Genomic DNA, 11,450 nt, shown 5'->3' on the forward strand with positions numbered 1-11,450 from the left:
CGTTCTCCTCATAAATACAGGATTATTTCTTATTCTAAAAACTCTTACCACTTACACGAACATTCTACTTGACTTCACTGGATTATTTTTCACGAATGACTTCGACCTTGTAGCCATCAGGATCCTTGATAAAGTAATAGTTTGGTTGAGTTCCTGGAAGTCCATTAGGAGCTGTCACCTCATAGCCTTTAGCGCTATGTTCTTGATGTAGGGCCTCAAGGTCAGGTGTACTGAGGGCGATATGGGCAAAGCCGTCTCCTACCACGTAAGGACCGTGATCATAGTTATAGGTCAACTCCAACTCATAGTCATCCCCCTCAAGTCCTAGATAGACAATGGTGAAAGCATGATCTGGAAAATCTCTGCGACGCAATTCTTTAAATCCAAAAGCATCTTGATAAAAAGCGATTGATTTTTCAAGGTTTTCTACTCGCAAGCAAGTGTGTAGCATTTTTGAAGCCATTTTCATTACCTCTTTCGTTTTAATAGTTCTATTATACCTTTATTCAGGAAAACTTACTAGAAACTTGAACTAGAGTCCTCTTCTCTAAGCTTTCATTCTAAGCAGCACTTTTACGATTTTCCTTGCGTATATTGCGAATAAGGAAAAGCATGATAAGGACAAAAAGTCCCTCGAGAAAGTAGAACGTAAATTCGCTGTTCATGATTAGTAAGTCTTTGTAATGATAGTTATTACCGAAAACTGAATTTGGTGCAAATAGGATCCGCAACAGTCTTCTTAGGAAAATAAAGATCTGCAAGCCATAAATCATAAAGACCTTCTTCACACCAATCATGAAGCCTTGTTCCTTTGTAAAATAAGACAAGGCAATTCCATTTAACAAGAGGATAACAGTTATAGCCAGTGTTTCATTTCGTAGAATAGTTGGATCAAAGTTATCTAAACGGCTGTGAATGTAAGGCAACGTTTGAAAGAGTAAGATTCCCAAGATTGCTGGTATGAAAATTTTCTTCAGAGATGGTGGAAATCCAGGACTAAATCTTGTAAAAGACAAGCAAATCACAAGGATTGCAAAAATATGGAAGTAAGCTATGGCAACTCCTGAAATAGTCTGGCTTTGATTTACCAAAGCAGAAAGAAAGCCAGCAGAAAGAAAGATACCGATAGGAATCAGCTTATCCAAAGAATAATCCCATTTCAGCCCCTGACTCACTTGGAAACCATCGATGAAGCTGAAAAATGTAATGAACATAAGGGCACCGATGAGGCCAAATGGTAAGGATGGAATGACGAGGGTCAATAACAAGATTAGTAGGAACCATGGATGGGGGCTGTAGTAGAATTTTCGTTTTTCTCCCCTAGCAGACACTCCTTCCTCAATCGGTGTTTTCCTTAATTTTAGCATATAGACGTAAAAGAGTGAAAACATACCAGCATGAACCCATGAATTATAACCTGGTCGCTCTAGAATACTAAGTATCAAACTTACAATCGTAAAGAGACCAGAGAAAATCTGAAGAAACTTATTATTAAATACCTGTCTTTTTTTCCAATCCAAATAAGAGAGCTTGGCCTTTGGATGACTAAGTTCATAGGCATAAGCTGTCATCTCTTCTAGTTTCTGGTCTGTCTCCTCCGTCATCATTTGGGGAGCCATTTTAGAAGTAGGAAATGGAGCCAAAACATATCTCAAGAGCTTGCCATCTGTAAACCGATGGTACTCCTTATAGATTTGTTGGAGTAAAATCGTTAGAATGCGTGGTCTTCCTTTAAAGTAGCTTCTCCACTTTTCACAATCATTGATATCTTCATCGCTCTTAGTAAGCTTATCTATATAAAGATAACCTTCATTGTACCAGTAATCAAATTTTTCTTTTTTGTTAAGTGCATACTCCTCTACCACTGAAGGATAGGAATGGATACTCTTCCAGAAATGAAGTTTTTCCAGGTAAGGATTTGATTCCTCATCACTGTAACGCTCCACAAATTGGAGAACGAGAGCTAACACTTTAGCATTGGTTAAAGGATAGACGTCCACTTTTTCTAACAAATCAAGTAGGAGCGTGTGATCTTTGACTGATTCAAAAAGATATTGCCAATCACGTAACAGTTTATACTCGTCTTCATAGTAGGCATGGAGCAACTCATAGAAGGCTGCCTCAACTTCATCTGGATTATTTAGAGAGTAGTGACTAAAGTCAACGTTTTCTCCCAGCTCCTCTTTTACTTCCTCTAAGTAATCAGCCAAGTCATTCAAGAGTGGATAATCCTCTTCAAATATGACTTGTCGGTTTTTTTCCAGGATATAGGTCAAAACGGGCACACTCTTGATTATCTGACGATTTTGATTTACTTGATCCAAGACCATAAAGCTCAGATAGGGGTGCTTGAAAAAATCTATCCAAGAGCTCAATTGATTTGCTTTGTTAAAATCTTGGAGAATTTCTTGGCAAAGTTGATAAGAATAATAGAATTCTTCAGTGGCTTCATGTGCGCTTTCAAGCGAACTGCCTTCCTCTTCTGCTATAGCTCTTTTAACTTTCCAATACTTCAGTTTATAGTAATAGCCCCAGTACTTAAAGTCAGGTATATAGTCTTCTAGCAAGGGAATGAGGATAGAGAATTGCTCCGGTTTATTAAAAATATAAACATCCATTTCCTCTAAGACGGATTGAACTATGTCCATATCATACTGATACTGATGAAAGAACTGACGCCATAGATGCTCTTGTTCCTCTTGGTTATAACCGTCATTTCCAACAATACTTTCAATCGCATTTCGGATCAGATAGGTTCCTTCATTATAACCACTAAAGTCAAGAGTAGATCTTGTTGTTTCTTCTTGCCCACGGTTCTCTTCGTCACCAAACGTTTCAAAATTGAGGGGATTCGTAGCTCTTGCTTCAGAATCTCCATTTAGCTGAACTTCCTCATCATAGTCACCAAAGTCAAGGGTTGACTTTTGCTCATCCTCTTCTGCTTTAAAGGTTTCAAAGTTAAAGGAATTGCTTGTTTTATCAGTGGATTTCTGATAATCACTGAAATCAAGACTTGATGTTTCAGACTCTTCGTTCTCAGTCTTCGTTTCTTCAGTCAAGTTTTCAAAGTTGAGACTAGAGTTAGGCTTTCCATTCGCCTCTTCTTCAAGTTCAGTAGCTTCTTGAGAGTCACTCGCTTTTCTTAGACTATTTTCTGGTCTTGTGTTTCTAGACCTCGCATAAGCCAAGGCTTTTTGGTAAGCTTCAACAATTTCTTGGTAAATTTCTGGTTGGTCTTCTGGATGATAGAGCCGAACCAGTTCAGCATAACGCCTTCTAATAAGCTTGACGTCAGTCGTTGGCTCTCTCCCTAAAGTTTCCCATATATTCATAAGGTATCCTCTTTTATAGTCCTCGCTCTAGGAAGTCTAGATAGTTTGAAAATGATTGATAGAGTTTTGACAAATGATACACAGATGCTTGACTGACCTCTTCTTCAAATCGTCTAGTTTCAGCCATTAGCTCATCTCTTCTTCTCCCCAAGAGCATACTGTACACGCGATTCGCTTTTTCAATCAAGAAACGAAAAACCTCTGTTTCTTGAGCATTGATCTTATAGCGAGTCAACTCTGCTTGCTTAGCCTTGATTTCCTTCTCTGTCAGAGTAACACTATCTTGGAGAATAACATGCCTAAAGACTTCCTGTGTTGAATCAATTTTCACTTCGACATCCAAAATTCCATTTAAATCATAGGTAAACCGAACTGTGAAACTTTCATTTACTCGAGTATTCACAGGGACGGGAACTTCTAATTCTCCTAGGAACAGATTTTGTGATGCCTTCATCATCTCACCTTGATAGACCTTTATCTTGACTTGACTCTGCCCCAATTCAGACGTATAGTACTGCTCAATGCGTGAAGCAGGCAGGGTAGAATTTCGCTCAATAATCGGCGAAAAGCGGTCGCCAACTATTTCTATCCCCAGTGTAAAAGGACAAATATCAGAAAGTAATAAATCTCGTATCTCACCCTGGCGTTCTTTTATTCCTGCTAAAAGGGCACAACCTCTCGCAATCATCCGATCGGGATCATCCGAAACCTGCACCACTTGATTGATACAGTAGGATAAAAAGTCCTGAACCAAGCGGAGTTTCGAAGTCCCCCCAACAAGAACAAAGTTATCTGATGATACATAGCTATAGCGTGCATCCATCAAAGCACGGTCCAAAACAGCCTTAACACGAGCTAGCAGAGGTTGACAAAGCTCATAAAAACGCTGGTAGCTCAAGTCTAAAGTGTATTCCTGATCTTGGTCCAGAACTGTCATCTTCACTTCTTCTTTCTCATTGAGTTCTATCTTTGTCTTTTCAGCCTGTACCAGAATTTTGCTATAAAATTCTCGGGAAATCGTATCCTTGGTTAATTGATTAGAAACTAAAAATTCCTCAGCAATAGCCGCAGTAAAGTCTTCTCCTCCCAAACGATTGTCCCCTGCGATTGACACGATTTCGACGATGTTATCAAAAAGCTCCACAACTGAAATGTCCAGAGTACCACCGCCAAAATCGACTACAATAAAAGATTGATCTTCTTGGTTTACCATAGATCTTTTAGCAAGAGCTGCTGCAGAGGGTTCATTGATAATCCGATCGATCTGAACTCCTGCAAATTTCCCTGCTAGTTTGGTCGCATAGCGTTGAGCATCGTTAAAATAGGCTGGTACACTGACAATCACTTCCTCAACCTTTTCTCCAAGATAGGTCTCTGCATCGTCTACCAACTTCCGAATGATAAAAGAGCTTAATTCTTCAGCCTTATATGCTCGATTTCCTAGCGTCAACTCATGCTTGGTCCCCATAAAACGCTTGAACTGTGAAACCGTCTTATCTGGGTGAGTCACCAAGCGTTCCTTGGCAATTTTTCCAACAATAATCTCATCATTGTCATCTAAAGCCACAACAGAAGGAGTCAAATATTCACCAAAAGCATTGGGAATCAGCTTGACCTGGCCATCCTGGTATACCCCTATTAAAGAATTAGTCGTTCCTAAATCAATACCTACTATCATCTTCTTCTAACTCCAAATCTTTTTTAGATATTCCTATTATACAAGAAATATCCTATTTTCTTTGAAAAAATCTGTTATTTACTCTCTAAAATAGAAAATCGTTTAAGGAAAATAAAAAAGTTTCACCCTACTCTTGCGGTAAAAACCACGAGAGTAAGAATGAAACAGTTTGTCATTATTTACCAAGTTTTGCTTTAGCTGCATCTGCAAGTGCTGTGAAAGCTGCTGCATCGTTAACAGCCAAGTCAGCAAGCATTTTACGGTTAACTTCGATTTCAGCCAATTTCAAACCATGCATCAATTGTGAGTATGAAAGTCCGTTCAAACGAGCTGCCGCATTGATACGAGTGATCCACAATTTACGGAAGTCACGTTTTTTCTGACGACGGTCACGGTATGCATAGTAGTAAGAGTTCATTACTTGTTCTTTTGCAGTACGGAACAAGATGTGTTTAGCTCCATAGTAACCTTTTGCTAATTTAAGAATACGTTTACGACGTTTGCGTGATACAACGCCACCTTTAACACGTGCCATGTTTTATTTCCTCCAAATATTTCCTAGAATTGTTTACTTACTGTTAGGCTATTATTTCAAGCGAGTAAGCATTGCTTTGATACGTTTGAAATCTCCTGAATGCACCATAGATGCTTTACGAAGATGACGACGTTGTTTCTTAGTTTTTCCGTGGAAACGGTGAGAAGTGTAAGCACGGAAACGTTTAAGTCCACCAGAACCTGTACGTTTGAAACGTTTAGCTGATGCGCGGTGTGTTTTTTGTTTTGGCATGATTTTTTCTCCTTTATTTAACTTTCTGACAATTATTTTTTGTCAGTTGCTGGCGCCAACTGCATGAACATTTGGCGTCCATCCATCTTAGCTCGTTGTTCGATGATCGCAATATCTTGTGTTGCTTCAGCAAACTCGGCTAAAACTTTTGCACCAATCTCTTTATGGGTGATCATACGCCCTTTAAAGCGAATGGATACCTTAACTTTATTTCCTTTTTCAAGGAACTTGCGTGCATTGCGAAGTTTTGTATCAAAGTCACCCTTGTCAATAGTTGGACTCAGACGAACTTCTTTCACAGTAACAACACTTTGTTTTTTACGTTGTTCTTTTTGCTTTTTCTGATACTCAAATTTGAACTTACCGTAGTCCATAATTTTAGCAACAGGTGGTTTTGCTTGGGGTTGAATCAATACTAAGTCAACATTTGCACTATCAGCCAATGCTTGCGCTTCACTGAGTGGCTTGATGCCTAGCTGTTCTCCCTCAAGACCGATCAAGCGAACTTCACGTACACGGATTTCATCATTGATGAATAAGTCTTGCTTTGCTATGGTTTTCACCTCTTTTTTATTATTAGAGAAAAACAATAGCGGACTCGTAATAATACAAGCCCGCACGTTATGATAGCGTTTCTTAGAAACTTTTCATCCGTAGGGCCAGGCAACTTGATGTCACAAGGCGAGAAGCTCTCACTTCTGCTTTTCTCAACTTTTATATGATACCAAGTTTTCTATCCCTTGTCAAGATAAAAAGCCAATTTTTAAAAAACTTTGTCTATTTTATCGAACCGTTTCAATCCGCCAACTATTCCACCCTTTAAAGCGGATAGCTCCTTGCTGGTCAGTTCGGTAAATCTTACTCTTGATACTTTCCAGTCGTGTCAAGGTTTCCTGATGGGGGAGTTTCTCACGATTGTTTTTTCCAACTGAGATGAGAGTAATTTCTGGTTTGATTTTTTCTAGGAAAGTTGGATTTGATGAGGTTATAGCACCATGTTGGCTTGCTTTCAAGACATCCACCTCTAGGTCAGGATAATGCTTCAATAAGTCCTTCTCTCCCTTCTCTTTCAAATTTCCTGTGAAGAGAAAGTGCTTATCCAAGAGTTTTCCATAAAGAACCAGAGAATCATCACGATCCCCATCTCCAATCTTCCTTGGAGATAGGACTTCTAACTGACTCCCAAAAATCGAGAAATTCTCCCCTGCTGTCACACTGCGAACCTTGGTTTGGCTTGCTTCTAATTCTGCCACAAATTCCTTCTGTGTCAAACTTCCTTTTGATACTAAAATCTCTCCGACATGGAATGCCTTGGTCACCTCCAACAAATCACCAACATGCTCCTTGTCTGTATTTGTCAAAACCAGCTGATCAATCTTATCTACTCCTCGACTTTTAAGATAGGGAATCAAGGTTCTCTGGGCATTGCTGGTCGTCGCCTTTTCTTGCCAGGTTTGAATTTTCTTGTCAGATTCTGCTTTACCCCCCACGTCTATGAGAATGGTTTTACCTGTTACATCCCGTAGGAAAATACTCTCCCCTTGCCCCACATCCAGCATGGTGAGTTCATTTTCCAGTGGATGCTTGGTCAAGAAAAAGAGACCCGCGATAAATAGACTAAATCCTGCTAGTCTTTTAATGTTTTTCCTCATATCATAGACCAAGGCTAATGAAGCTAAGAGAAGAATCAAAAGCCATGCATTGGGTTGACCAAAAACTAGAGGCCTGCTTGCCAGCTGCGATACCAAGCGAATAATGTTCTCCAACCACTCAAAGACAAAGTTAAACTGAGTGACTGGGTAAACAAAAGACAGAAAGAATAAGATGGACAAAAGCGGTAAAAATACCACATCAAACAGAAAGGAAAATACAAAGGTCAAAAGAATAGACCAAGGCTGAAATTCTGCAAAATAAAAGGATAAAATGGGCAATATTCCCAAGGAAATGACCAGACTTTCTCTAGCAACAGCCTTGAGTCCCTCCCCTTCTTTACTAGTCATGGTCAAGATAAAAGCGTATGCGCAGGACAAGACTCCTCCTGCTGTCAAGAAAAAGTTGGGCATGATGATAAAGAGGACAAGGATCGTCAAGGCAAAATTATCCAAGCCCTTAATACCATGTTGTGCTAGTAACTTTTGCAAGAGACTGCGAATGACCGAAGCTGAAAATCCTGTCAGACCTGCATAGATAAGAGAAAAGGGATAGGTCAGCCACTTCAACTTTTCTTGGGTCAAGCCCAATCGTAAGAGGAGTTTATTAAAGGCATCCATGAAAAAGCCTACCTGCATACCCGACAAGGCAAAGAGATGGATAATTCCAAGACTGGAATAGAGCTCATTCATCTCCTCGAAGTCCGTATCTAGATGTCCCAGCAAGAGCCCAGTCATATAATTGCGCATAGGGTCTGGAAAGTGCGTCTTGATCCAAACTACAGCCTTTCGACGTAAACTAGACAGATTTTCTCCTATATCCCAACTGCTAACCTTTTTAAGTGACCGGATGTTCTTGATAGTCAATGTCTGGTAAATCCCTTGAGTCTTTAGATAGGCTTGATAGTCAAATCCACCAAAATTCCTCTGACCTTCAGGTTCTGAAAGTTTTCCTTCTAGCTCTATCTCGTGAAGGTCTGTTAAGGCCTGAAAGAGCTCTTTCTCCTCCTCAGACTGGAGTTTATAGTAAACTTGGAAGGTACGGCCGTCAGCCTTGCCCCGAAAGGACAGACTTTCTCCATTGACTTTGATGGTATCTGGTAAAATCCGTACCCTTTCAACAGAATCCACTAGGTTCTGACTAGCTTGTGTCTGTTGCCAATTTTGAAACAAAAACCAAATTCCAAAAACTCCACAAATCGCTAGAACTTTTCCAGCCGATTTCCAAGGAAATTGGAACAAGAGACAGACGAGCAAAAAAACAAAACCTAGCAGTGCGAGATAGGACGCTCCAAAAATAGCATAGTAAAGCCAGAGTAACAGAAAACTCAGATAGATTAGGGGGATAGGGAAATTCTTAATCCACTGTGACATAATCTTTTAGCTTTTCTATGGTCTTAGCGCCAATGCCAGAGACTTTCTTTAATTCATCTACCGACTTGAATTTGCCATTCGCCTCACGATGGTCGATAATATCCTGGGCTCGTTTTCCTCCCAAGCCTTTGACCTGCTTGAGTTCTTCCAGACTAGCTTTATTGAGGTTGACCTTCTTTTCTTTACTTGTCGAAGGAGACGTTCCAGAGGCAGCCTGCTGACTAGCTGCTTCTTCTCCCTTAGTTGGAACATAAACAAGAGCCTCGTCACTGATTTTCTGAGCGAGATTGAGCGACTTGCTGTCTGCTTCTTCTGTCAATCCACCAGCTTTCTGAACGGCATCATGAACCCGACTACCTACTGGCAAATCATAAATCCCTGGTGATTTAACAGCACCTTTGACATCTACTGTGATTAGATCTTGTTCAGGAGATTCTTCCTTTTCTTCCTTCTTGATTTCCTTTTCAGATGATGAATCCTTTGAAACAGCGGCAACTTCAGCCTGCAAATTTGTTTCTTTTACAGATGTTTGTGTAGATGGCTTTAGCAGGAAAAATCCGCCCAAGGCCAAACCCAAACCAGCACAGATGACAATGATTTTATACTCTTTGATTTTCTCGATAATTACTTCCATATTTTCTCCTCTCTTAAGTTATTCGCAAGAGAAAGAAAAAACAGTCGAAAATTTCTTTTCAACTGCTTATTTATTTGCAAAATAGTCTTCCTTAGTCAAGACATAATGAACCCTTGTGATAATTCGACTTGGTTCTTTATTATCCATTCTGGCATAGGGTTCTTCGTGGGAAAAACACATACCTGATTTCTCCATGACCTTTCCTGATGCGGGATTGTCTTTATCGTGAAGTGCGGTCAACTTGTTCATTCCAATCTTCTCAAAAGCGACTTCAATCACGGCACGATTGGCTTCTGTCGTCAATCCTTGATTCCAATATTTTTTATTGATAATGTAGCCAATGGCTGCCTTCTTAAGAACAGTATCAATCTTGTGCAAGTCAATGGTACCAATAAACTTGCCGTTATTTTTTAATTCGATTCCCCAACGGCCCAAGGGATTAGCCAAGTAAAACTGAGCAATGTTATTCTTAGTTTCTTCTAAGCTTTGATTTGTTGGAAAAGTGTAGCGTGTATTTTCTCTGTCTGAGGCATACTCAAACATGACTTCTGCATCGTCCAAGGTTACAGGTCGGAGCAATAAACGCTCCGTTTCTATTGATGGATACTGGGCAAATTTCACAAATATTGATTCCATACTTTTCCCTCCATTAGAGCTTGATTCTCACTAGAATAGCATAAATAAATTTGAATGACAAGTTTTTCTTGATTTTTGAAGCGGTTTCATATACAATAAAACCATCACATTTTTGATTTATGAACTGGAATGTGACAACCAAAACAAGATTGTCAATTGAAAGGTAGGTTATCTCTATGTTAATCGGAATCCCAAAAGAAATTAAAAATAATGAAAACCGTGTTGCCCTCACTCCTGCTGGCGTCCATAGTTTAGTCAGTCGCGGGCATCGTGTCCTCATCGAATCAAATGCTGGTCTCGGTTCAGGATTTACTGATGCGGACTATCAAAAGCAAGGAGCTGAGATTGTCGCTACTGCTGCAGAAGCATGGGCTGCCGAGTTAGTCGTGAAAGTAAAAGAACCACTAGCTTCTGAATACGGTTATTTGCGCGACGATCTTTTCCTCTTCACCTACTTGCACATGGCCGCTGCCCCAGAATTAGCAGATGCTATGTTAGCAGCAAAAACAACAGGAATTGCCTATGAAACTGTTCGTGACAATCACGGACAACTACCGCTCCTCGTTCCTATGAGTGAAGTTGCAGGTCGTATGTCTGTTCAAATCGGAGCTCACTTCCTTACTAAGCAAGCTGGTGGCTCTGGTGTTTTACTTGGTGGTGTACCAGGTGTTCCAAAAGGAAAAGTAACCATCATCGGTGGTGGTGTCGTCGGTACACATGCTGCCCTCATCGCCCTTGGTCTTGGTGCTCAAGTGACTATTTTAGATATCAGTGCGAAGCGTCTCTCGGTACTAGAAGAAGTCTTTGGAAACCAAATTCAAACTCTTATGTCTAATTCATTCAACATCGAAGCAAGTGTGAGAGATGCTGATGTGGTGATTGGTGCAGTTCTCATCCCTGGTGCCAAAGCACCGAAATTGGTGACAGATGAGATGGTCAAACAAATGCGTCCAGGCTCTGTCATTGTTGACGTTGCCGTTGACCAAGGTGGCGTTATCGAGACAGCTGACCGTGTGACAACTCACGATGAACCTGTCTATGAAAAATACGGTGTTCTCCACTATGCCGTTGCCAATATCCCTGGTGCGGTTGCCCGTACTTCTACTATCGCCCTAACCAATGTCACTCTTCCTTATATCGAAGCTCTGGCTGGCAAAGGATTCGCACAAGCAATTGCTGAAGATGAAGGCTTGCGTCAAGGTGTGACCACTTATCAAGGTTACTTGACCAGCCTCCCAGTTGCCCAAGGGCTCGATAAAGATTATATGTCTATCGATGAACTTGTTTAAAGCTGGACACTCATTAAAAAAAGGGCTCTATAATATCTGTAGTGGGTAAAAACCACTATGGAAATTATGGA

General features: G+C 40.4%; 10 protein-coding genes and 1 other annotated feature. Of the genes, 1 reads left to right on the plus strand and 9 read right to left on the minus strand.

Features of this window, described 5'->3' with window-relative positions:
* Nucleotides 1-82: 82 nt before the first annotated feature.
* The 9 genes from Q4A91_RS08515 to Q4A91_RS08555 form a co-directional block, all read right to left on the minus strand.
* A complete protein-coding gene (locus tag Q4A91_RS08515; protein ID WP_049549983.1) occupies nt 83-463 on the minus strand; it encodes a VOC family protein in 381 nt (126 codons plus the stop codon).
* Between the two features lie 97 nt (nt 464-560).
* Nucleotides 561-3,332, minus strand: coding sequence for a J domain-containing protein (locus tag Q4A91_RS08520; protein WP_303213604.1), 2,772 nt, complete (start codon nt 3,330-3,332; stop codon nt 561-563).
* A 13-nt stretch (nt 3,333-3,345) separates the two neighbouring features.
* Nucleotides 3,346-5,010 carry a molecular chaperone HscC gene (locus Q4A91_RS08525; RefSeq protein ID WP_303213606.1) on the minus strand — a complete coding sequence of 555 codons (1,665 nt, stop codon included), beginning with the start codon at nt 5,008-5,010 and terminating at the stop codon, nt 3,346-3,348.
* Nucleotides 5,011-5,185: 175 nt separating this feature from the next.
* On the minus strand, nt 5,186-5,545 hold the full coding sequence (gene rplT / locus Q4A91_RS08530; RefSeq protein WP_000124830.1) for a 50S ribosomal protein L20: 360 nt from the start codon (nt 5,543-5,545) through the stop codon (nt 5,186-5,188).
* A 51-nt stretch (nt 5,546-5,596) separates the two neighbouring features.
* Entirely contained in the window at nt 5,597-5,797 is a 201-nt protein-coding gene (rpmI, locus tag Q4A91_RS08535; protein ID WP_001125942.1) for a 50S ribosomal protein L35, read from the minus strand.
* Between the two features lie 32 nt (nt 5,798-5,829).
* A complete protein-coding gene (gene infC, locus Q4A91_RS08540) occupies nt 5,830-6,360 on the minus strand; it encodes a translation initiation factor IF-3 (RefSeq protein WP_000848184.1) in 531 nt (176 codons plus the stop codon).
* Nucleotides 6,361-6,375: 15 nt separating this feature from the next.
* Nucleotides 6,376-6,507, minus strand: a sequence feature (ribosomal protein L20 leader region).
* 72 nt (nt 6,508-6,579) lie between these two features.
* Nucleotides 6,580-8,820 carry a DNA internalization-related competence protein ComEC/Rec2 gene (locus Q4A91_RS08545; RefSeq protein WP_303213610.1) on the minus strand — a complete coding sequence of 747 codons (2,241 nt, stop codon included), beginning with the start codon at nt 8,818-8,820 and terminating at the stop codon, nt 6,580-6,582.
* Nucleotides 8,804-9,454, minus strand: coding sequence for a helix-hairpin-helix domain-containing protein (locus Q4A91_RS08550; protein WP_303213612.1), 651 nt, complete (start codon nt 9,452-9,454; stop codon nt 8,804-8,806). Before Q4A91_RS08550 ends, Q4A91_RS08545 begins: the two co-directional genes overlap by 17 nt.
* Before the next feature lie 66 nt (nt 9,455-9,520).
* Nucleotides 9,521-10,090 carry a GNAT family N-acetyltransferase gene (locus tag Q4A91_RS08555; protein ID WP_303213614.1) on the minus strand — a complete coding sequence of 190 codons (570 nt, stop codon included), beginning with the start codon at nt 10,088-10,090 and terminating at the stop codon, nt 9,521-9,523.
* Nucleotides 10,091-10,266: 176 nt separating this feature from the next.
* On the opposite strand from Q4A91_RS08555, the gene ald reads away from it, so the two are divergent.
* Nucleotides 10,267-11,379 carry an alanine dehydrogenase gene (gene ald / locus Q4A91_RS08560; protein WP_303213615.1) on the plus strand — a complete coding sequence of 371 codons (1,113 nt, stop codon included), beginning with the start codon at nt 10,267-10,269 and terminating at the stop codon, nt 11,377-11,379.
* Nucleotides 11,380-11,450: the final 71 nt, after the last annotated feature.

It is taken from the genome of Streptococcus sp., from assembly GCF_030528045.1.
Classification (GTDB): Bacteria; Bacillota; Bacilli; order Lactobacillales; family Streptococcaceae; genus Streptococcus.